Annotated in this window: 21 protein-coding genes, 2 tRNA genes and 1 riboswitch; of the genes, 13 read left to right on the forward strand and 10 right to left on the reverse strand. The window is 46.1% G+C overall.

The genetic code is table 11. From position 1 onward, the window contains the following. Positions 1-46: 46 nt before the first annotated feature. The 10 genes from L3V30_RS22740 (at position 47) to thiH (ending at position 9052) form a co-directional block, all read left to right on the forward strand. Positions 47-123 (forward strand) — tRNA-Asp (locus tag L3V30_RS22740). 61 nt (positions 124-184) lie between these two features. After that, a tRNA-Trp gene (locus L3V30_RS22745) sits at positions 185-261 on the forward strand. A 248-nt stretch (positions 262-509) separates the two neighbouring features. Further along, complete coding sequence (locus L3V30_RS22750) at positions 510-1892, forward strand: multicopper oxidase family protein (RefSeq protein ID WP_237309973.1); 1383 nt, start codon at positions 510-512, stop codon at positions 1890-1892. A 124-nt stretch (positions 1893-2016) separates the two neighbouring features. Beyond that, positions 2017-2400, forward strand: coding sequence for a fluoride efflux transporter CrcB (gene crcB, locus L3V30_RS22755; protein ID WP_005397071.1), 384 nt, complete (start codon positions 2017-2019; stop codon positions 2398-2400). A 60-nt stretch (positions 2401-2460) separates the two neighbouring features. Beyond that, a riboswitch (TPP riboswitch) is annotated at positions 2461-2559 on the forward strand. Positions 2560-2723: 164 nt separating this feature from the next. After that, positions 2724-4664, forward strand: coding sequence for a phosphomethylpyrimidine synthase ThiC (thiC, locus tag L3V30_RS22760; RefSeq protein WP_237309974.1), 1941 nt, complete (start codon positions 2724-2726; stop codon positions 4662-4664). Beyond that, positions 4664-6079 carry a thiamine phosphate synthase gene (locus tag L3V30_RS22765; RefSeq protein WP_237309975.1) on the forward strand — a complete coding sequence of 472 codons (1416 nt, stop codon included), beginning with the start codon at positions 4664-4666 and terminating at the stop codon, positions 6077-6079. Before thiC ends, L3V30_RS22765 begins: the two co-directional genes overlap by 1 nt. Then, entirely contained in the window at positions 6066-6839 is a 774-nt protein-coding gene (locus L3V30_RS22770; RefSeq protein WP_085344600.1) for a HesA/MoeB/ThiF family protein, read from the forward strand. Before L3V30_RS22765 ends, L3V30_RS22770 begins: the two co-directional genes overlap by 14 nt. 38 nt (positions 6840-6877) lie before the next feature. Then, complete coding sequence (gene thiS / locus L3V30_RS22775; protein WP_005378804.1) at positions 6878-7132, forward strand: sulfur carrier protein ThiS; 255 nt, start codon at positions 6878-6880, stop codon at positions 7130-7132. Between the two features lie 5 nt (positions 7133-7137). Continuing rightward, entirely contained in the window at positions 7138-7905 is a 768-nt protein-coding gene (locus L3V30_RS22780; protein ID WP_085344601.1) for a thiazole synthase, read from the forward strand. 34 nt (positions 7906-7939) lie between these two features. Next, positions 7940-9052 (forward strand): 2-iminoacetate synthase ThiH, encoded by a 1113-nt coding sequence (thiH, locus tag L3V30_RS22785; RefSeq protein WP_237285420.1) that lies wholly within the window; start codon positions 7940-7942, stop codon positions 9050-9052. 106 nt (positions 9053-9158) lie between these two features. Here the strand turns inward: thiH and L3V30_RS22790 are convergent, their stop codons facing one another. Both L3V30_RS22790 and L3V30_RS22795 read right to left on the reverse strand, forming a co-directional pair. Beyond that, positions 9159-10949: an aminopeptidase P family protein gene (locus tag L3V30_RS22790; protein WP_237309976.1), complete on the reverse strand. Its 1791-nt coding sequence runs from the start codon at positions 10947-10949 to the stop codon at positions 9159-9161. Between the two features lie 202 nt (positions 10950-11151). Next, on the reverse strand, positions 11152-12093 hold the full coding sequence (locus tag L3V30_RS22795) for a LysR family transcriptional regulator (protein ID WP_237309977.1): 942 nt from the start codon (positions 12091-12093) through the stop codon (positions 11152-11154). Between the two features lie 107 nt (positions 12094-12200). On the opposite strand from L3V30_RS22795, the gene L3V30_RS22800 reads away from it, so the two are divergent. Next, positions 12201-13394, forward strand: a complete 1194-nt coding sequence (locus L3V30_RS22800; protein WP_237309978.1) for a multidrug effflux MFS transporter — start codon at positions 12201-12203, stop codon at positions 13392-13394. Between the two features lie 91 nt (positions 13395-13485). Beyond that, positions 13486-13770: a hypothetical protein gene (locus L3V30_RS22805; RefSeq protein ID WP_005397034.1), complete on the forward strand. Its 285-nt coding sequence runs from the start codon at positions 13486-13488 to the stop codon at positions 13768-13770. Between the two features lie 27 nt (positions 13771-13797). Here L3V30_RS22805 and L3V30_RS22810 read toward each other — a convergent pair whose 3' ends face one another. From L3V30_RS22810 to L3V30_RS22825, 4 genes are all read right to left on the reverse strand, one after another. Next, a complete protein-coding gene (locus tag L3V30_RS22810) occupies positions 13798-14253 on the reverse strand; it encodes a DoxX family protein (protein WP_237309979.1) in 456 nt (151 codons plus the stop codon). Positions 14254-14263: 10 nt separating this feature from the next. Then, on the reverse strand, positions 14264-15022 hold the full coding sequence (locus L3V30_RS22815) for a DNA-binding domain-containing protein (protein WP_145533211.1): 759 nt from the start codon (positions 15020-15022) through the stop codon (positions 14264-14266). After that, positions 15019-15888 (reverse strand): DUF692 domain-containing protein, encoded by an 870-nt coding sequence (locus L3V30_RS22820; RefSeq protein ID WP_237309980.1) that lies wholly within the window; start codon positions 15886-15888, stop codon positions 15019-15021. Before L3V30_RS22820 ends, L3V30_RS22815 begins: the two co-directional genes overlap by 4 nt. 82 nt (positions 15889-15970) lie before the next feature. Next, the gene (locus L3V30_RS22825) at positions 15971-16231 is read right to left on the reverse strand and encodes a DUF2282 domain-containing protein (RefSeq protein WP_031780600.1); all 261 of its coding nucleotides are present in this window, start codon (positions 16229-16231) and stop codon (positions 15971-15973) included. A gap of 280 nt (positions 16232-16511) precedes the next feature. Between L3V30_RS22825 and uvrD the strand changes: the two genes are divergently transcribed. Continuing rightward, positions 16512-18686, forward strand: coding sequence for a DNA helicase II (uvrD, locus tag L3V30_RS22830; protein ID WP_046874565.1), 2175 nt, complete (start codon positions 16512-16514; stop codon positions 18684-18686). Positions 18687-19163: 477 nt separating this feature from the next. Here uvrD and L3V30_RS24005 read toward each other — a convergent pair whose 3' ends face one another. The 4 genes from L3V30_RS24005 to L3V30_RS22845 all read right to left on the reverse strand — a co-directional run bounded on the left by L3V30_RS24005 (position 19164) and on the right by L3V30_RS22845 (position 22881). Further along, positions 19164-19298 (reverse strand): hypothetical protein, encoded by a 135-nt coding sequence (locus L3V30_RS24005; RefSeq protein ID WP_267136972.1) that lies wholly within the window; start codon positions 19296-19298, stop codon positions 19164-19166. Between the two features lie 147 nt (positions 19299-19445). Further along, complete coding sequence (gene ggt / locus L3V30_RS22835; protein ID WP_237309981.1) at positions 19446-21212, reverse strand: gamma-glutamyltransferase; 1767 nt, start codon at positions 21210-21212, stop codon at positions 19446-19448. Between the two features lie 98 nt (positions 21213-21310). Continuing rightward, positions 21311-21982 carry a LysE family translocator gene (locus L3V30_RS22840; RefSeq protein ID WP_203343849.1) on the reverse strand — a complete coding sequence of 224 codons (672 nt, stop codon included), beginning with the start codon at positions 21980-21982 and terminating at the stop codon, positions 21311-21313. 101 nt (positions 21983-22083) lie between these two features. After that, on the reverse strand, positions 22084-22881 hold the full coding sequence (locus tag L3V30_RS22845; protein WP_006743074.1) for an AraC family transcriptional regulator: 798 nt from the start codon (positions 22879-22881) through the stop codon (positions 22084-22086). Positions 22882-22951: the final 70 nt, after the last annotated feature.

Genomic DNA, 22951 nt, shown 5'->3' on the forward strand with positions numbered 1-22951 from the left:
TTTAAATTTTGGACACTTGCTGATTACAAGCGAGTGATACCACTGCGGAGTGGTAGTTCAGTTGGTTAGAATACCGGCCTGTCACGCCGGGGGTCGCGGGTTCGAGTCCCGTCCACTCCGCCACTTAATATCGACAACCTCGCCCATGCGAGGTTTTGTCAAATCTAGAATATAAGAATTCTACAGGGGTGTAGCTCCAATTGGCAGAGCAGCGGATTCCAAATCCGCGTGTTGGGAGTTCGAATCTCTCCACCCCTGCCATATATCAAGGCTCTGACTTAGGTCAGAGCCTTTTTTGTATCTGCTTGCCACTATGCATGTGTCCTCTCATCCCACCTATATGACTTTTTGCTGCCTGCTGCTCTTTGTAAGTATTTATTAGCTACTCGAACTCACCAACCTATTAGACTAGTCGTTATAACCAAGTGCTCCGAAATGTTAGCAATAAATGAGAATCATTATTTATATTTAGTTACACTCAACCGATCTGGATTAATGGGTAACTATGTATGGATATATCTCGTCGACGCTTCCTTCAATCATCCTTAGCGATCTCCGCGCTTACTGTTCTACCTGCATGTTCTCTATCTAGGAGTACTAATAAGCAGGGGCAGTATATATACGATATCACTGCAGAGCCTTCTGCGGCTGAACTAGTGCCCGGTTTCAATACTGAGGTATTAGCTTTTAATGGGCGTATACCTGCACCTATAATTCGTTGCCGACAAGGGGAAAAGGTAACAATCAATTTCATCAATAAGCTATCAGAGCCGACGACGATTCATTGGCATGGCTTGAGGATTCCTATTGAAATGGATGGAGTTCCGTTTTTAAGCCAGGCTCCTATCATGCCCGGAGAGACTTTTACGTATGAGTTTATTCCGCCAGATGCAGGTACGTTTTGGTATCACCCACACATGAACAGCGTTAAGCAGCTTGGTATGGGGTTGGTTGGGCTAATAATTGTTGAAGAGGCTGAGCCTGTTCAGTTTGATGAAGAGCATGAAGTCGTCCTCAAGCATTGGCATTTAGACAAGCAAGGACAGTGGAAGAATCTAATGGTGCCGCGCTTGAGTGCACGTATGGGAACGCCAGGAGAGTGGAGTAGTGTCAATGGTATTCATGAGCCTGTTTATACGCTGAAGCAGAACGCGGCTACGCGATTAAGAATTGCTAATGTCGATAACACCATTACCTATCCGATCGCGATTGAAGGCACAGAGGCTTGGGTTATTGCTATCGATGGCAATCCAGTTAAAACGCCTTATAGGCTCACTCAACACAAAATTGGTCCGGGAATGAGGTTGGATATCGGATTGCTTGCTCCGAAGGCTGGAGAGCGTGTTTATGTGCGTCAAATGAAAGGGCGCTTTCCATTCTCTTTGTGTGAGTTTGAAGTTGTTGAGTCTGACCTGCCAAGCAACAAGAAACTGCCTTTATTGCCTCTCAACCCTGTGCCTGATCTTGATTTGGAAAATGCGGAGCAAATCGATTATGTGTTTGAATGGGAGGGGGCGATCACTCCTGCCGATAAATCGGGCAAAGCGATACCTAAATTCTGGCTGATGAACAAACGAGCTTGGGAGGGAATGAGTAAAGATAATATCCCAGCACCACTTTCAAAATTGGAACTTGGAAAAACCTATATCTTCAATTTGAAGAACGTTACTCAATATCATCATCCTATTCATCTTCATGGGCATACATTTACTGTTCTTGAGTTAGATGGAAAGAAACTCGACGAACCGTTCCATACCGATACGGTTTTACTTGGAAAAAATGGCAGTGCCAAAGCTGCCTTTGTTGCTAACAACCCTGGACGTTGGATGTATCACTGCCATGTTATTGAGCACATGAAAACCGGTTTGATGGGGTATATTGAAGTAAAGTGACTCCTGTAACTTTTTTAATCTCAGCGTGTTTTAAATGCAATACGTTGTCGAATTCTAAAATTTCACCATCAATATTGCTTTAGTTTTGGTTACAATATCGTCATCAATAGTGTTGGGGGGAATTATGGGGCAGTTTTCCATTCTTGGTTTTATTGCACTAGGTGGTGCTTTCGGTGCGTGTTCTCGTTACTTGATATCTGAACTGTGTGTCATTTTATTGGGGCGTGGTTTTCCATACGGTACGCTAACTGTTAATGTGGTTGGTTCATTTATCATGGGCTTGTTGATTGCTGCGTTCGACAATGAACTGTTGGCAACAGAACCTTGGCGACAAGTGATTGGTTTAGGCTTTTTAGGGGCACTGACGACGTTTTCCACCTTTTCTATGGATAATGTTTTGCTTATGCAGCAAGGTGCATTTTTTAAGATGGGGTTAAATATTTTATTAAATGTGGTGCTGAGCATCTCTGCTGCGTGGATCGGTTTCCAATTATTGATGCGCAGCTAGCAAAGTAGTTAAAAATTAAACAGGTCGGCTTGGTTTAACCAGGCCGTTTTTATATACTGATATCACTTGTCGGAGTGCCATAAGGCTGAGACCGTTAATTCGGGATCCGTTGAACCTGATCAGATTAGAATCTGCGAAGGGAACAAGAGAAGATATTTATACCGGAGTTCTTTCTGGTTGACCTATCAAATAGTCGAATGTTGTTACAGGCAAATTACTTAAGCTTTATTTAGCCTTAATTTGACTCCTCTTGTCGCATCTATCCGCCAAGCATTTTTATCCAATTACTTTTTATCTAGTATAACAAAGCAAGGAAAAATGCTATGTCGAGTCGCAAACAAGCGAGACTGGAAGCAAAACAGTTCATTGAAACACTCTCGGTACAGCCGTACCCAAATTCCACAAAAGTATATGTAGAAGGTTCACGTCCAGATGTTCGTGTACCTATGCGTGAAATAGCGCTAGCAGATAGTCTGATTGGTGGCACAAAAGAATCGCCAATCTTCGAGCCTAATGAGCCAGTACGCGTTTACGATACCTCTGGTGTATACACAGACCCAGAACACACCATAGACCTTTATAGTGGCCTACCAAAGCTAAGAGAAAGCTGGATTGAAGAGCGCGGTGACACAGAGTTACTTGATGAAGTAAGCTCGGTATACACTAAAGAACGTTTAGAGGATGAGACGTTAGACGACCTGCGTTACGGTAACCTGCCACGTATTCGACGCGCTAAGGATGGGCAGTGCGTCACTCAGCTGCACTATGCTCGCAAAGGCATTATTACCCCAGAAATGGAATTCATCGCGCTGCGTGAAAACATGGGTCGTGCCAAGTACCGTGATGATGTACTGAATCAACAGCATCCTGGTCAAAGCTTTGGAGCGAATCTTCCAAAAGACATTACCGCCGAGTTTGTTCGCAAAGAAGTTGCCGAAGGTCGCGCTATTATCCCTTCTAATATCAACCACCCAGAATCCGAACCAATGATCATTGGACGTAACTTTTTGGTCAAAGTAAACGCCAATATTGGTAACTCATCGGTGACGTCTTCGATTGAGGAAGAGGTTGAGAAGCTAGTGTGGGCGACACGCTGGGGTGGCGATACTGTTATGGATCTCTCCACAGGTCGCAATATTCATGAAACTCGAGAATGGATTCTGCGTAACAGCCCGGTTCCGATCGGTACCGTACCTATGTACCAAGCGCTTGAGAAAGTGAATGGTGTTGCGGAAAACCTTAACTGGGAAGTGATGCGTGATACTCTGATTGAGCAAGCAGAGCAGGGTGTTGATTACTTCACTATCCATGCTGGCTTACTACTGCGCTATGTACCAATGACAGCAAAACGCGTTACCGGCATCGTCTCTCGTGGTGGTTCTATCATCGCGAAATGGTGTTTAGCACATCACCAAGAAAGCTTCTTATATACCCACTTCCGAGAGATCTGTGAAATCTGTGCCAAGTATGATGTTGCACTTTCTCTCGGTGATGGTCTGCGCCCTGGTTCGGTTGCCGATGCTAACGATGAAGCGCAATTTGCGGAGCTTCGTACCCTTGGCGAGTTGACTAAGGTTGCGTGGGAATACGACGTACAGGTCATTATCGAAGGTCCTGGCCATGTTCCAATGCACATGATCAAAGAGAACATGGAAGAGCAGCTAGAGCACTGCCATGAAGCTCCGTTCTACACCCTTGGTCCACTGACGACAGACGTCGCTCCTGGTTACGACCATATTACGTCAGGTATTGGCGCTGCCATGATTGGCTGGTATGGCTGTGCGATGCTTTGTTACGTAACACCTAAAGAGCATCTTGGCTTACCAAACAAAGAAGACGTGAAGGTAGGCATGATCACTTACAAGCTTGCTGCTCACGCTGCTGATTTGGCTAAAGGGCACCCTGGCGCACAAGTTCGTGATAACGCGCTTTCTAAAGCACGTTTTGAATTCCGCTGGGAAGACCAATTCAACTTGTCACTCGACCCAGAAACCGCTCGCGCTTTCCATGATGAAACCTTGCCTCAAGAGTCTGGAAAAGTTGCTCACTTTTGTTCGATGTGTGGACCAAAGTTCTGCTCGATGAAGATTTCGCAAGAGGTACGAGAGTACGCGAAAGACACTAAGCAAGTTGCCGCGGACCAAGCTATCTCGATCAAAATGCTTGATGATCCTCTTGAGGGGATGCGTCAGAAATCGCAAGAATTTAGAGAGTCAGGTTCTGAGTTATACCACCCAGCAGCACATGCCGAGGTAAGTGATTAATGAGCAAAATCCTTATTCCGTCATCATTGATTGAACTAACAGGTTTAGTTCAGCAATGTTTGTTGTTGGCGAAAGAACAGGGTTTTAGCATTGAAGACATTGAGTTGGGTGTGAGCCCAACTCAATCTATTCAGCTTGTTCGCGACCAACAGACTACACATATAACGACTGATCTTATTGATGGTGATGACTCTTATCGCGAGTGTTCATTTACGCTCTATTACCACTCTTCTTTATCGGTAGAAGCGTGCGCAAAGCAACCGTCGAAAGCGATTTACATTGGTATTGCTGATACTCAGGTTTCCGATAAAAAGGAGAAAGTGCATCAGCTTGATATCTGGCGTCACCCCTTTAACGACGAAGTGAGAGCGCTTTCCGTTAAGTCCAAATTCAACGCAATGTTCTATCCCGAACATCACCTTGCTTGGATAGTGACGCTGACAGTACTCGATTTTCCTATCGAAGACGCGTTAACACTTGCTCGAGGAATGCTAACTCAACAAGCGAATGTTTCACGTGAAACACTGTTGAATGACAACTTCGACGGAGAGCGAACTACTCAGTGGGCTGACCAATTTGATGATTTCCCCACACCTGTACTGGAGGATAACCGACTAGGTATTCAAGTTGGTTGGTCTGCACAAGGTGAGAGCGTTAGCTTTCCAACTCTAACTAAGCAAAGTCTAGGGCTCTACCCAGTCATTGATGACGTTGCTTGGATTGAGCGTTTACTGCCACTAGGCATCAACACCATTCAACTACGAATCAAGAACCCACAACAAGCCGATTTGGAACAACAGATCATTCGAGCAATTGAGCTAGGTCGTAAGTATCAAGCTCAAGTGTTCATCAATGACTATTGGCAGTTGGCAATCAAGCATGGCGCTTATGGCGTTCACCTAGGACAAGAAGACATAGAAGAGTCGAATTTGGCTCAGCTAACCAAAGCCGGCATTCGTCTTGGTCTTTCTACGCATGGTTATTACGAACTACTGCGCATCGTACAAATTCATCCTAGCTACATCGCGCTAGGGCATATTTTCCCAACCACCACAAAACAGATGCCATCGAAACCACAAGGTTTGGTGCGCTTGGCACTGTATCAAAAAATGATTGATAGCATTCCTTATATAAATACAGAGGCTGCTTTCCTTCCTTCAAAAGATAAATCAGTTAGTGACAATGTGCTTGGCTTTCCGACGGTCGCGATTGGTGGTATTGACCAATCTAATGCAGCCCAAGTTTGGCGCACGGGCGTCTCTAGTTTGGCAGTTGTGCGTGCTATTACGTTGGCAGAATCACCTCAGTCCGTCATCGAGTTCTTCGCACAACTGATGAAGGAAAGACAGCTAACGTTTACTGATCAGAATAATGAATTGGCGGATACCAAGAGAGGCGAGCATGCTCACGGATAAGCAGTTCCTTCGCTATCAGCGCCAACTCGCTCTGCCTGAAATTGCCGAAATTGGGCAAGAGCGTTTGAGCAAATCGCATGTGCTGATCATCGGTTGTGGTGGGTTAGGGAGCGCAGCGAGTTTGTACTTGGCATCAGCGGGTGTTGGTAAATTGGTTGTGGTCGATGACGATGAAGTTGATAGCAGTAACCTACAGCGTCAGATCATTTATCGTGAACAAGACCTCCAAGTTGCGAAAACAGAAGCGACTGTAAAGCAACTCACTGAACTTAATTCTATGGTCCAAGTTCGTGCTCTCAATAAGCGATTAGACAAAGCACAGCTGCAGCTTGAGGTGATGCTAGCGGATGTGGTGCTCGACTGCACCGATAACATGCCAACGCGCCAGCTCATTAACCAAGTTTGTTTCGTGCAAAATACGCCACTCATTTCAGCAGCGGCAATTGGTTGGCAAGGACAATTCGCTGTCTTTGATTACCAAACACCAAGTGAACAAGAAGCGCAGAGTAAAGCCTGTTACCGCTGTTTGTATCCGTTCGACGAATTACCGCAAACGCAAAAGTGCAGTGAGAGCGGTGTCGTCGGTCCGGTGGTGGGCACACTTGGCAACTACCAAGCGATAGCGGCAATTCAAAAACTGGCGACGGGAAAGTTTCATGTCGAGACTGCCAAGTTACACCTGTTCGATGGATTGAAGCTGCAATGGCAAACCATGGCGATAAGCAAAGACAAACAGTGCCAAGTGTGTGCTCAGATTTAGCTTACGAGTAATGGGCAGAGTTAAGAGAGTTGGAAGCAATGACGTTATCAGAACAACAAACAACACAAATGACCGCTGCTGACTTAGATGTGATCACTATTGTCATCAATGACCAGTCACATCAAGTTGCCAGTGAGTCGAATCTACAGCAAATCATTAGTCAATTTGCGCTGCCTGAAATGGGCTGTGTTTTTGCAATTAATAACAATGTTGTGCCGCGCAGTGAGTGGGCTAGCACAGTTCTTTCACAGGGAGATAGCATCTCTTTGTTTCAAGCGATCGCAGGGGGTTAAAGTCGATGCTTAAAATTGGTGATAAACAATTCGAATCAAGACTGTTCACGGGAACAGGGAAGTTTGCCAACAGCCGATTAATGGCAGAAGCGATTCAAGTGTCGGGATCTCAACTTGCGACCATGGCGTTGAAGCGTGTGGATGTGAACGACCAACAAGACGATATTTTGCTGCCGCTAGTACAAGCGGGTGTGAACTTATTGCCGAACACCTCAGGTGCAAAGAATGCTAAAGATGCTGTGTTTGCTGCACAACTGGCGCGAGAAGCGTTGGGGACTAACTGGCTAAAACTGGAAATTCACCCAGACCCGAAGTACTTGATGCCCGATCCTATTGAGACACTAGCAGCCGCTGAGCAACTGGTTCGTGAAGGTTTCATTGTGCTTCCTTATTGTCATGCTGACCCGGTTCTATGTAAACGACTGGAAGAAGTAGGTTGTGCTGCGGTCATGCCATTAGGTGCGCCGATCGGTTCTAACAAAGGGATAGTTTCTCACGATTTCCTAGAGATCATCATCGACCAAGCTAATGTTCCTGTGGTTGTGGATGCGGGTATCGGTGCTCCTTCACATGCCGCGCGTGCGATGGAAATGGGCGCGGATGCCGTGCTCGTCAATACCGCGATTGCAGCTTCGAGCGATCCCGTTGCGATAGCGAAGGCATTTAAGTTGGCGGTAGAGTCGGGGCGTATGGCTTATGAAGCCGGACTTGCGGGTAAGGTTTCTCATGCGGTTGCGTCGAGTCCACTGACGTCATTCCTAGATGAGCTTTAATCCTAGATTGGTTTAGCTATTAAGCGAGGAAAACATGAGCTTCGTTGAACAATTTAAGCAGCTGAATTGGGATGACATTTCGATGTCGATCTACGCGAAAACGGCACAAGATGTCGAGCGAGCATTGAATAAACCCAAGCGTGATTTGGAAGACTTTAAAGCGCTAATTTCACCAGCGGCTGAAGCATATTTAGAGCAAATGGCTCAGCTGTCATACTCAGCAACTCGCAAGCGGTTTGGTAATACCATGTCGCTTTACATTCCATTGTACCTTTCTAATTTGTGCGCCAATGCTTGTACTTATTGTGGCTTCTCGATGGAGAACAAGATCAAGCGTCGTACCTTGAATAGGGACGAAGTGGCTGCAGAAGTTGAAGCCATTAAACGCATGAAGTTCGATAGCGTATTGCTGGTGACTGGCGAACACGAAACCAAAGTGGGCATGAAATACTTCCGCGAAATGGTACCGATGATTAAGCAACGCTTTAATTATTTGGCGATGGAAGTGCAGCCGCTAGATCAAGACGAATACGCAGAGCTAAAGACATTGGGTTTGGATGCGGTGATGGTTTATCAAGAAACGTATCATCCTTCGACTTATGCTGAGCACCATTTACGTGGCAATAAGATGGATTTCGAATACCGATTGGATACTCCCGATCGTCTTGCAAAGGCGGGCATCGATAAGATCGGTATTGGTGCTTTAATAGGGTTGGAAGAGTGGCGAACAGATTGTTTTTATGTGGCAGCGCACTTGGACTATCTTGAGCGCACGTATTGGCAGACTCGTTACTCAATTTCTTTCCCACGTTTACGTCCTTGTGAGGGCGCGCTCCAACCCAAATCAGTCATGACGGATAAACAGCTTGTTCAGTTGATTTGCGCTTATCGTTTGTTGAATCCAGAAGTGGAGTTGTCGTTATCGACGCGTGAGTCACCGAAGTTTAGAGACAACGCATTGCCGTTAGGCATCACCAGTATGTCTGCTGCATCGAAAACTCAGCCGGGTGGTTATGCGATGGATGATGTTGAGCTCGAGCAGTTTGAGATCAGTGATGAGCGAAGTGCTGGTTCTGTGGAAGATATGATTCGAGCCAAAGGCTTTGACCCTGTATGGCGAGATTGGCACTCGGCGTATTCTGGATAAGCAACAAATAAAGCCACTGACCATCGTTATGTTTCACGTGAAACATAGGAAAAGAAAGAGGGTTGATGCAAAACATCAACTCTCTATTTTTTCTAGCTTCTAGCTTCTAGCTGTGTGCTACAGGTAGCGTTGCTTGACGAAGCCACTCTTTCACATCACCTTCAACTAGCGGGCTGATCTCATCCCATACTTTCTGATGGTAATCATTCAGCCAAGCAAGTTCTGGACGAGTTAACATATCAACATTGATGTTGCGTTTGTCGATTGGGCAGCGTGTTAGTGACTCAAATGACAGAACAGGGAAGTCACCGTTAGTTGGTGTTTCAACAACAAGCTCTAGGTTTTCAATACGGATACCAAACGCATCTGCACGGTAGTAACCTGGCTCGTTGGATAGCACCATACCTTCTGTTAGAGGCACGTCGATTTGCTTTTTCGAAATGCTCGCTGGACCTTCATGAACACTTAGGAAGTGACCAACACCGTGACCAGTACCGTGATCGTAATCGTAACCTTCCGCCCATAGGTGCTGACGAGCTAGAGTATCGATTTGATAACCACGTGTGCCTTTCGGGAAACGAGCTCGAGCAACGCCAGTATGACCTTTCAGCGCCAACGTAAATTGCTTCTTCATTTCTGAAGAAGGTTGACCAATCGCGATAGTACGCGTGATGTCGGTAGTGCCATCGAGGTACTGACCGCCTGAGTCCACAAGGTAAAGCGTGTTCAGTTCTAACTTACCAGGTTCAGGTTGGTTCTCGTGATTGTAGTGACACATGGCCGCGTTGCCGCCCGCGGCTGAAATGGTATCGAAGCTGAGATCCATTAGCGTAGGGTCTTCGCTACGAAATGCTTCCAGTTTGTCTGCTAATGTCGCTTCGTCATGCAGGTTACCAGCAGCAACTTCCGCATCTAACCAACATAGGAACTTGCTCATTGCCACGCCATCGCGGATATGACACGCCTTCATACCGGCAATTTCAACCGAGTTCTTCGCCGCTTTTGGCATCAGACATGGGTCTGCTGCTGCAATCACGGACGCACCAGAGTTTTGTAGTACTAGCTTAAACCAAGCGTTACTGATTGCAGGGTCAACTAATACCTTTTTACCTGTCATGGCTTCAAGGCGAGATTGAAGTGCTTCTGGGTGGTGAACGGTCACACCGGTGCCTACGTGAGCGTCAAAATCAGCAGGTAGACGAGCAGGTTCGAGGAAGTATTCCACGCTTGAATCTGAGTGCAGAATCGCGTGAGAAAGCAGAACTGGTAGGCGTGATACATCCAAACCACGTACATTCAGCAGCCAACAAATAGAATCTAATGCTGTGATCACAGCGCTATCTGCTCCCGCTTTTTTTACCAGTTGGGCGATCTCTTGACGCTTACTCTCACTTGATTGACCGACGGCTTCTGTTGGCATCAGGCGAACATCAGAGACAACAGGCGCTGGGCGGTCATGCCACAACTCATCAATTGGGTTGTTGGTCAGAATATTTAGCTCAAGCTTTCCAGCCAGTTTAGCTTGTGCCATGTCTAGCCAAGCTGAGCTGTGCATACGAGGATCAATTGCGACAGATGCGTTTGTTGGCAGGTTGTCTAGAACCCAATCTAAAGCTGGTTCTTCAATAAGGTGACGATATTCAAATAGGTCACCAGGGACTTGTTTGGTGACTTGAACGGTATAGCGGCCATCAACAAAGATAGCGGCTTTGTCTTTGGTGATTACCGCAGCACCAGCAGAACCAGTAAAGCCTGTTAACCAATGTAAGCGCTCGTTGTGCGCTGGGACGTATTCACCCAAATACTCGTCCTCGTGCGGAACCAGTAGGGCATTAATATTATGTTGTATAAGCCATTCGCGAATCGCATTCACGCGGCTGAGAGTTTCGTTGTGCATCTGTTTTATTCCTTCAAATTACCGCTCCTTCATGCTCAGGTGTGGGAGCTGTTTCCTTCTGCTTCATGCAGTTTATGATCAACGCAAGTTTGCAATGACTTAGGTTGAGTCGGAGTACAACTAGGCCATAGATGAGCCAAAAAGGACTTCGACAGTTAAGCTACTCATTTTACCCGCTAAGCGCAAACTGAGAGCGGTATTTTTATCTAAGGTGATCGGTTTTTTGTGTGATCATCGTACGTAGCCAACCCAATGCAGGGTCGTTTTCTCTGTCTCGGTGCCAGAATAAAGTGTAAGCCATAGGTGGAAATTCTAGCGGGAGTGGTAGTACGACCAAATCAAGCTGTTTAGCAGCGAGCTGCACAAAATGGCTTGGGGCGGTAAAAATAAAGTCAGTGTAGGAACATAAACTTGCGGCACTATTAAAGTCCGGAACGGTGACGGCAATATCGCGGTCGGCTCCAATATCGGCAAGGCGATAATCTAACAGCCAACGGTCGTTGCCGTCACAACGCACTTGTACGTGACGCAGGGCGAGATACGCTTCGAGGTTCCAAGGCTGTTTTAATGCTGGGTGATTTTTGCGAATAATACACATCTGGTGATCTCGATAAATTTCCAGTTCGCATATGTCATCGGGTGGCAGCAGAGTCAGCTTGGCATCATTAATATCGATATCTTTTCCAGTTAAGCCTAAGTCTAGCTCGCCACGTTGCAGCATTTTAAAAGTATTATCGGACCAAGGGTGAGTGCTGATCGTTACCCCAGGGGCTTGCTGAAAAATCGCCGGTAAGAAATGAGGTAGAATCAGAGGGTAAACACTTTCAACCGCTGCTATTTGAAAACGGTATTCGCTACTTTGTGGAGAGAACTCTTCTGGTTGAGTCAGTACTTCTAACTGGTTTATCAACAGATCCAGTTTAGGTTTAAGAAACAAAGCGCGCGGTGTTGGTGTTAATCCATGCGAGTTTCGGGTGAACAGGGGATCATCAAATTGGATACGTAATTTCGCTAAGGACTTACTCACGGCAGACTGACTCAAGCATAGTCGGTGGGCGGCTCGGGTGACATTTAACTCTTCTATCAAAACTTTAAAACAGACCAATAGATTTAAATCGATACGAACCAGTTTTTCGACGTTCACGGTGAATTTCCTCTAAGGAATAATGCTCATGATTATACATCATTTCCATTCATATCATCAGATGATTAAGCTCTATCCAAAGTTCTTTATCCAATTCGGAGTGTTGTGTGCCTAGCCAGTTTTCTAATAGTAAAAAACAGATGGCGTTATTGACCCTTTTGGTTCTTTTCAGTCCTCTTGCGATTGATATTTATCTACCTGCTTTACCTCTTATTGCTTCCACTTTTCAGGTCGATAATGCGCTAGCACAAGACACGATCACTTGGTTCTTATTTGCGATGGGTGTCGGGCAACTGTTTGCTGGCCCTTTGGCAGATAAACTCGGACGTCGAACTGTTGCATTGGGCGGTATCACTATCTATGCGATGAGCGCTTTATTGGCGTGGAGTGCTCAAAATATTGAATGGATGTTGGTTTCCCGACTGCTACAAGGCTTAGGTGCGTGTGCGACATCGGTAGCAGCCTTTGCAACAGTTCGCGATATCTTTGGCCCGGAAAAAAGCGGCAAAATGATCAGCTATCTTAACGGCGCGATTTGTTTTATTCCGGCATTAGCTCCAATTCTAGGTAGTTGGTTAACTCAGCAATTTGACTGGCGTGCTAACTTTAGCTTTATGGCGGGTTTTGCTGTGGTGTCTGGATCATTGATGTTTTTCATGATGAAAGAGACTAACCTGTCAACGGAAAAGCAAGCCGTGTTTAAGCTCAGCCGTTATTGGGCAGTGCTTAGTACGCCATCTTTTGTTTTCCATGCGTCATTATGCTTGATGGCTATGGCGGTTATTCTTGCTTACGTTACCTCAGCACCGTCGGTATTGATGACGGGGATGGGGCTGTCGATGAATGAATTCACTTTCTGGTTTGGTGTGAATGCGGTGATAAACATTGCGGCATGTATGTTGGCGCCTAAGTTTATGGAGCGCGTTGGCACGCACAACACCTTGGTCACCGGGATCTCAACTCTGGGCCTCGCAGGTGTGATCATGCTAGTGATGAATGGTCAGAATACCGCGCTTTCTTTCATGCTACCTATTTTCATGTCGTCAGTGGGTTTTGCATTCATTCTGGGTGCAGCGGCAGGGAAAGCATTGGAACCGTTTGGTGACAAAGCGGGTACTGCTGCGGCACTGCTTGGGTTGTTCCAAATGAGTGGCTCTGGTTTGTTGGTTGGTACGTTGCAGCGTTTATCTTTGGAGCCTCAAACACTGATCGCAATTCATATGTGGGTTCTATTACCTGCGTTGGTCGTTCTGTTTACAAAAGCAGGGAAGAACTGGCACTCGAGCTTTGCGAAAGCGTAAATCAGTGTAATTTAGTATTTTCCAATGTAAGTAAGGCGTGTATATTTGTCGTTCAGACTTTTCCTGACACCATAACGGAACTCAAAAAGTAATGTCGTTAACCACGTATGAAATGGCTCGTATTCTAGAGCAAATGGAAGATTCACCAGAAAAGGTGATGTTTGGCAAGTTGCTTAATGAGCTGGGTAATCAAAGCTCCGAGCGTATTCGTAGTGCGGCTAAACAAGTACCTCTGCCAATTTTGCGTGATATCGTGTACCAATTCCAGCAAGTGATTGAGTCGCGCAAAGGTGAACAAGTTGAGCTGTTGGCAAAAGATCTTGCTCAACAGGGCATCTCAGCTGATGAGCTTCTTGCTTACTTAAATAAACAATAAAAAGTCCCCGCCACTGCGGGGATTTTTTTATCGCGTCAACTTGTTCTTTATAACATGGTCAATAGAGATAACTCCCGGTCCCCATACGATGACCACTAAAATCATGAATCCCCACAATTGATGGTCATAGAACCCTTTTTCCCACAATACCGGGTAAGAGATGACCGCGATGATATTGAACACAAACAGAATCGCAGCCATCGGGCGGGTAATTAATCCCAACGCTAAAAATACTGGCAGAATTAACTCGGCAGTCGTTCCCATGTAGGCCGCTAACTCCCAAGGCAAAAGTGGCACTTGGTATTCCAATTCGAATAGATACAGCGTGCTATCCCAAGAAGAAACTTTGATTAACCCTGAATTGAAGAACACCCATGCAACCCACAAGCGACAAAAGAGAAGTAGTAAAGGGATAAAGCCAGCTTGTAAGGTATTGATCAAGTCGTCGTACCGATTGATTAAGTTTTTAACCGTGTTCGTCATAGAGTGCTCCTTAGATTGATTTCAATGTAAAGCCGTCAACGAGATCGAGTGCCATGATGCTATTAAGGTGAACGAGCAAAGCTTCGGGTATTTCGCTCAAACTCTGCTTCTGCTCTAAACATTGCAGCAGTTGAAAAACATCGGTATCGAGTGCGTGACATTGAGCTTCTCCATTGGCTTGAATCGAGATGACACCTCGCTGTAATTGATTGATATTGAGCTGTTCAAAATCTTGGTGTTGAATCGCATGAAAGAGATCAAATACGGCGTAGTTTGAGTCAAAGCTGCGGCTGCCAGTGCGCAAATGAAACACCAATTGAGGTTGTTGTTCTTCCGTCACTTGGGTAAGTGCAGATAAAGGGATTCGATTTGGTTTTTCGACTTTCTCATTCTGTATTTGTCGAGCTAAGTCCATATGCCATTCAAACCTTGCGACTTCAGGAGTGTACGGGGCTTGGGTCATGACCTGACTAAACTGCATAATCGTATCTTGAAAGCCCACACCATAATGTACGACATTACCTTCTGCTAAGGGGTGAGAAAGTACGTGTTGGCGAGCAATTTGATCGAAGCACTCTTTTCCAACTAAGGCTTCAACCATTGGGTAGGTCGCTGCCAATACCTCACTCAAGCTGATGATAAAGTTATTGCGGTAAATCTGTATGCGTTCATCTGCGGTAAACTTGTCACTCACAATGTCGCATTCTTCACCGAGCGCTTGATAATGTAGGGCTTTAGCAAATCGACTCTGCAAGGTCGCAAGATTCATGACGCTTTCCTTTTGCTCTTTTGGTCAATTAAATGATTTTTCTGCAATAGTGAGGATGCTTTTTCTGCTTCGCCAAGGAGGATTTCTGGTGCTGGAATATCCAAATCCCATTCAATCAGCGTATGACGATGGCCATGTTTTTGCGTCCAACTGGCGAACAGCTGCCATACTTCATCACTGACGGTCCGGCTATGAGTATCAATCCAAATCTCACCTTTATCCAACGGCTTAATAGTAAAACCTGCCAAATGAATCTCGTCGACTTTGTCGGCTGGAATCGCATCTAGGTATGTGTCGCAATCAAAACCGTGATTGAAGGCGGAAACATATACGTTATTTAAGTCGAGTAATAAACGACAGTCGGTGCGCTTTTGCACTTCGGTAAGAAAGTCCCATTCACTGATGGTTGAATGGTGAAACTTCACATAACTAGATGGGTTCTCAATTAAGATTTCACGTTGTAGATATTCTTGCACTTCAAGCACGTTACGAGTGAAGACTTGCAGCGCTTCTTCCGTGTAAGGTAAGGGAAGTAGATCATTGAAGTAGTGACCACCATTTTCACTCCAACTTAAATGGTCAGAAACGAAGAGCGGGTCAACTGTATTTATCAATGCTTTTAGTTGCGCTAAATGTTTCGGATTCACACGTTCCACCGAACCCAGCGACAAACCAATACCGTGGCAACTAATTTGGTAGTGCTCGCGTAATGCTTGCAGTTGATGGCGCTCTACTGAGTTGGGCTGAAAGTAGTTCTCGCTGTGGATTTCTAGCCACGACAGCTCAGGTTTGTGTTGGCTAAAATAATCGAGATGAGGGGAACGTAATCCGACGCCAGCAAGAGGATGGAAAGAGTGATGTTTCACGTGAAACTCCTTTTCTGATTGGCGAGTAACTGGGGGCGTTGGTTAAAGTGCAACGCGCCCCACAGAAACTTGTGATGTTGAGTTATGAGCCGCTGGTGCTACCGCCAGCCAACTTGTCACACAATCCTTTAGGAACGACAACAAAAGCATCTTTTTGGTTGTCTTCTTTAGAGGTGCCCGCGCAAGAGCTGTTTTTCGTTGCGCAGTCATTTTTACCGGCTTTCGCCACGCCATAACACTTTTCTTTTTCTGCTGCGACAGCAGGGGCTGCGGTGAGCATGGTGCCACCAAGAGCAAGAAGGCCAGTAACAGCAGCAGTAACAGCAAGATTCGATTTTTTCATCATAATTTCCTCTGAGTGATTTCCTTTTACTTTCATTCGGCAAGTCGATTCGCCGTTTGGCGTACAACCTTTATCCACTTGCTTAAATTAAAAGATAGAGATGAGGCAGAAAAACTTTCATAAAAATAACTCTCGCGAATGGTTTTGGAGTGATTACCTTCGTTAACTCTTTGAATGAAAGATTAAAAAAACAACGAATTTTTTATCAAGTTTTGTCTAAACAGCACCCAGCTGTTTAGGTTATAATCGGTTTTTATGTATAAATAACCAGTAGCTCATCATGATGGATCCATCTCTATTACTCGACGGTCTAAACGATAAACAGCGTGAAGCCGTTGCAGCTCCTCTAGAAAACTTACTTGTCCTTGCTGGTGCAGGGAGTGGTAAGACTCGCGTTCTTGTTCACCGTATCGCTTGGCTTATGTCAGTCGAGCAAGCTTCTCCTTTCTCGATCATGTCGGTCACCTTCACCAATAAAGCGGCAGCAGAAATGCGTGGTCGTATTGAAGAGTTGATGATGGGCAGTGCATCTGGCATGTGGAATGGGACTTTCCACGGTATTTGTCACCGCATTTTGCGTGCACACTATCTTGATGCCAAGCTACCGGAAGATTTCCAAATCATAGACAGCGATGATCAGCAGCGCTTGTTAAAGCGTTTGATCAAAGCGCAAAACTTGGATGAAAAGCAGTGGCCTGCACGCCAAGTTTCATGGTGGATTAATGGTAAGAAGGACGAAGGATTACGCCCATCGCATATCGACGCTTATCACGATCCAGTGACCAAAACTTATTTGCAGCTGTATACCGCTTACCAAGAAGCGTGTGATCGTGCTGGCTTAGTGGACTTTGCGGAAATTTTGCTGCGCGCGCATGAGCTACTGCGTGACAACAAGTTTGTGCGTGAACACTACCAAGCACGCTTTAAGCATATCTTGGTTGACGAATTCCAAGACACCAACAACATTCAATACGCTTGGCTGCGCATGATGGCTGGCCCAGATTGTCACGTGATGATTGTTGGTGACGACGACCAGTCAATTTATGGTTGGCGCGGTGCAAAAGTCGAGAACATTGAGAAGTTCACGCTGGAGTTTCCGAGCGTGAACACCATTCGTCTCGAACAAAACTATCGTTCGACCAAGACGATTCTTGAAGCGTCCAATACCTTGATTGCGAACAACACTGAACGTATGGGTAAAGAGCTGTGGACGGATGGCAATGTGGGAGAGCCGATCTCGGTTTACAGCGCTTATAACGAGCTTGATGAAGCGCGCTTTGCGGTCAATAAAATCAAAGAGTGGCAAGAGAATGGCGGCGCATTGAATGATGCTGCGATGCTGTATCGTAACAACGCGCAATCTCGTGTTTTGGAAGAAGCATTAATTCAGGCAGGCTTACCGTACCGTATTTACGGAGGCATGCGATTCTTCGAGCGTCAAGAAATCAGAGATGCGTTGAGCTACTTGCGTTTGATGGCGAATCGCAACGATGATGCCGCGTTTGAACGTGTCGTGAATACCCCAACACGTGGTCTGGGCGATAAGACGCTAGAGACTATCCGTCGTGCAGCTCGTGATAGAGGGTGCACTATGTGGGAAGCCAGTCTGGCAATGCTCGATGAGCAAGTATTACCGGGTCGAGCAGCTGGCGCGTTAAGTCGTTTTGTCGAATTAATCACCGCGTTGGAAGACGATACACTAGAAATGCCATTGCATGAGCAAACGGACCACGTGATCAAGTACTCGGGTTTGTTTGCGATGTATGAGCAAGAGAAGGGCGAAAAGTCTAAAGCTCGCATAGAAAACTTGGAGGAGCTGGTTACCGCCACTCGCCAATTCGAAAAACCAGAAGAAGCGGAAGAAATGTCTCTGCTGACGGCATTTTTAACGCATGCGGCTCTGGAAGCGGGCGAAGGTCAGGCGGACGAATTTGAAGATGCAGTCCAACTGATGACGCTGCACAGTGCGAAAGGTTTGGAGTTCCCATTGGTATTCATGGTCGGTGTGGAAGAAGGTATGTTCCCAAGCCAGATGTCCGCTGAAGAGGCAGGGCGTTTGGAAGAAGAGCGCCGTCTGTGTTATGTGGGTATGACGCGCGCGATGCAAAAGCTCTACATTACTTACGCGGAAATGCGTCGCCTATATGGCCAGGACAAATACCACAAACCATCGCGCTTTATTCGTGAATTACCAGAAACGTGTTTGGATGAAGTGCGCATGAAGGCGCAAGTGAGTCGCCCTTCAAGTAGTGGACGTTTTAGCCAAACCGCAGTAAAAGAAAACTTCAATGAGACTGGTTTTTCACTAGGTTCTCGTGTGATGCATCCGAAATTTGGTGAAGGAACGATCATCAACTTTGAGGGCAGTGGCCCACAAAGCCGAGTGCAGATTGCTTTCAATGGTGAAGGCATTAAATGGTTAGTCACCGCTTACGCGCGATTGGAGAAGCTGTAGGGCTTTGTGAAAAAATGAACATAAGAGCTGCTTCGGTGGCTCTTTCTGTTTTGGTTGTTTTGAATCAACAAAATGCTGAAAGATAGGGAGCTAAATGACGCTATTCGAAAAGGCTCTTAGTCTAAATCGCTTATCTTTAGACAAAGAAAAACCCCGAGGGCTTACGCCCGTCGGGGTTATAGTCTTACTCGCAGCAATCCAGCTACTAAAAGTGCTCCATGCATCAAATCCTTGATAGCGCGCTGCATTCCTTCAGCTTAATCCTTTCGTCGCCTTCCTAGCGGTGTCCTTGACCTTATCCTGGTCTGCTAACCATCCTCGTTAGCTCTCATCACTTGTTCCCTGAGCGGTGTCCATGACATCATCCTGATGTTCAGTCCTTTCCTCGTCCAGAGGTGTCCATTTCCCGTCCTTAGTAGCAACCGTCCTAGTTGCTATTGATTCCGTTCAATGTCCAGTTTTGCAATCCATGCCCGACTATTCATCCTGAATACCCGTTTCTTCTTCCTGAAGTTCACCAAATCCGTGGTTTTTCCTGTTCCGTGTCAGCATCCTCCCGACAAGGTTCATATTACGCTCTTCACGATTCTCAACAATGGTAGAAGCCCACATTTTTCTCAATTAAAAGCGTTTGAAAAATAAACATGTTTATATTATTCAATATCTTATGGTTATTTGTGGGCTGTTTTACCATTAAAAAAGAGAGGTTTGCTCCACTCCTTGTGAGAGATCTCGCACAAGGAGTCGAGCAAAACAGGCCTATTTGCCGATTGCTGCTCCTTCTCGACGAGGATCTGCGGCACCTTCTAGTCCATCTTTTGTTATGCGTATCGCATGCAGTCCAGAATTCAAATCACGAACATTGGTTTTAAAGCCCATCTTCTCCAGCTCTGGCTGTAAGCCTTCTGCAGCGGTACCTTGCTCAATATCTAAGGTGCCAAAACGGTCGAGTAATCGTGGTTGATTGATTGCTTGTTGGATATCCATATCCCATTGCGTGTGGGCAATGATTGTTTGCGCCACGTAACCGATGATTCGACTGCCACCCGGAGAACCTATCGCCATGTAAGGTTTGTTATCTTTCATCATAATGGTCGGGGCCATTGAAGATCGTGGACGCTTGCCTGGTTCTATGCGGTTGGCGATTGGGATTCCGTCGTTATGAGTACGGAAAGAAAAATCGGTCAGTTCATTATTGAGCAAGAAGCCACGCACCATTAAGCGCGAGCCAAACGCATTCTCAATGGTGGTCGTCATGGAAACCACATTGCCTTGCTTATCGACGATATTGAAATGGCTGGTGGAAGGGAGTTCAATGGACTCGTCTATGCTTAAGTTCATTGCGTGCGACCACGGAGGATTGCCCGCTTCAACTTTGCTTAGTGCTTTGCCGACTTGGATCAGCTCTGCTCGCTGCTGGAGGTAGCTTTCATCAAGCAAGCCTTGCGTTGGCATCGGCACGTAATCTTGGTCTGCCATGTATTTACCACGGTCAGCAAACGCTAGACGCGATGCATCGGCGAGTACTTGCCAAGATTTAATGCTGTTAGCCCCCCAGCCTTTGAGATCGTACTGTTCAGTGATCGCCAAAATCTGACCAATGGTGAGCGCGCCAGAGCTTGGTGGTCCCATGCCGCAAATGTCATAGCTTTGGTATGCTGCACAAACCGGCTCACGTTGTCTGATTTGGTAGGTATCAAAGTCGGGTTGGGCTAATACGCCGGGGTTGCCCGGCGCGTTTTGTACCGTCTTGATAATGTCTCTGGCTATGTCCCCATGGTAGAAGGCTTGGGCGCCTTGCTTAGCAATAGCACTCAGCGTTTGTGCGTATTCAGGGTTTTTTAATAGCGTACCTTCGGTTTTTGGCGAGCCATCCGAGTTAAAGAAATAGGCTTTTGTTACTGGAAAGCGTGATAAACGCTCGGCGTCTTTTTCTATCAAGCTTGCTAGGCGAGGACTGACTTTGAATCCTTGCTCCGCAAGCGAGATAACAGGCTGAATGATCTTTTTCCATTCCAGCTTGCCGTATTTCTGGTGGGTATCCCACAATAGTTTCACGGTGCCTGGTGTTGCGACAGAGCGTCCTCCAACCACGGCATCGTAGAATTGCAATGGCTGACCGTTCTCATCTAAAAATAGCTTTGGCGTTACGGCGAGGGGGGCGGTTTCACGTCCGTCGTAAGTGGTCAGTTTTTGCTTTTCACTATCCCAATACACTAAGAACGCACCACCACCAACGCCTGATGACTGGGGTTCAACTAAGCCGAGCATCAATTGCACCGCGACCATGGCATCTATCGCATTCCCGCCTTGCTCAAGTACGTCTGCACCCGCTTGAGTCGCCAGTGGGTTAGCAGCGGTAACCATATAATCTTTAGCTTTGACCAGCTGCTTTTGCTCAATGCCAGTGCTGTGCTCTGGTGCGACCGAATCTGCAGCTTGGTTAGCGAAGGCTTGTCCAGTGAAGGTGAAAGGGGAAGTAAGAAAAAGACCCGAGAGTACGAGTCGGTTAAATGTCCATTGCATGATGACTCTCCATGTTGCCAACTAAGGTTATTCAGCTTGGCAGCCACGGAGATAGTCGTCGAGTTTCCTATTAAAGAAATGTCGAGTGTGCGACGCTTTTAAATCAGAGAGTTATCGAGAAAGGAGCGGAAGGTTTGCACTAAAATACTGCTGCCAACTAGGGTAAATACCACACCACATAAACCATCTATATAAATGCCGGCTTGCTGCAATCTTGTTTGCAAGCGCTGCGTTGACAGCATCCATGCAAGGCTAGAAAACCAGAGTAGCGACAAACCAAACAAAATCACCAGAGCGATTCCTTTTCCTGTCACCGACATGCCCACTGGGACAAGGCTCGACATTAAACTCACAAAAAATACTAAGGCTTTGGGGTTGAGAATATTGGTTGCGAACCCCTTGGTAAACGCCTGACGTTTATTACCGATCACAAGGTTACTGTTTTTGCTTGGCTGATCAGAAAGTGGTTTTTTGATCGTCGCGATCACGCCGCGCAGTGCACCGATACCCAAATACAACAGATAGCTGCCCCCAAGCAATTGTAAGACGGAGTAGAGCAGAGGATGCTGGTGAACTAAATAGCTCACCCCCGTTAGGCTTAATAAAGAATGCAGCAAAATACCGACTGATAAGCCAAGCGCAATGTATAAGCCAGTTTGACGGCCATGACGGGTGGCATTTTGTACCACAAGCGCAAAATCCGGACCTGGGCTCATTAAGGCAATGAAGTGGATACTGGCAAGCGTTAAAAGGATAGTCGATTCATTCATAACACATCTCAAAACATAGTGGATATGAGCTATTGTCGTGATTCTTATTCGCTAGTGCTTGTAAAAAACTAGCAGTACTGAATACCACAGCGTATGAGATATTAGCGTGCCACTTGCGAAGGCGAGACGCCATAGGTTTGTTTAAACGCTTTACTAAAGTGGGCCTGATCATAAAAGCCCACTTGATAGGCGACGTCCGTACCACACCATCCTGCTTGGAGTAGTTTCATTCCTTGCTCTAATCGCAAGCGAGCAAACCAAGCGTAGGGAGTCATACCCGTTTGCGCTTTGAAATGGCGTTGAAATTGCGTGGGGCTCAGTTGGCAGAGCTCTGATAGGGCATCTAAACGAACCGTTTGGTCGAGATTCGCCATTAAGTAATCTTTTAAGGTATGCAAAGACTGTTTCCCAAGCGGAACCACTTTTTGCCTCGCGAGTGATCCGTAGCGATCAAAAAGTTGATTAAATCCTTCAAAAGGAAGGCAATCTTTGGTGAGTTGGCTGAGGTTCTCGCGGCGAAGAAGAGCATGCAAGTTACTAAGTTGTGAAAATATCTGTGGATCGGAGATGATCAATTCATTAAAGCGGATTATTTGACCATTTTGACTAAGATCGGCAAGATCGCTGAGTAGGTGCGGCTCGATCGCAAATACATTCACTTCATAGCCACTTTCGAGCTTAGAGTGCCCGTCGTGCAGTTCATCTGGCGGCATAATTACGATTTGCCCATGACCCACTTGATGGCTACAGCCTTGATATTGGAACTTTTGCGTGCCATGCGTGATTAGACCGAGGTGAAAATCCAGATGATAGTGCCTTTGAAAAGCAAACTTCTGGTATTTCGCCTCGATCAGGCTCAGCTGATCATGGTCGGTTGCGTAGTATTGAATCTGTTCCATTACATACAAAAAAAGCTTGGTCACATTGTGACCAAGCTTATCTGGCAATTTCTAACTTGTCTTGTAAAAA

The organism is Vibrio sp. A1-1 (assembly GCF_021728175.1).
GTDB lineage: Bacteria > Pseudomonadota > Gammaproteobacteria > Enterobacterales > Vibrionaceae > Vibrio > Vibrio diabolicus.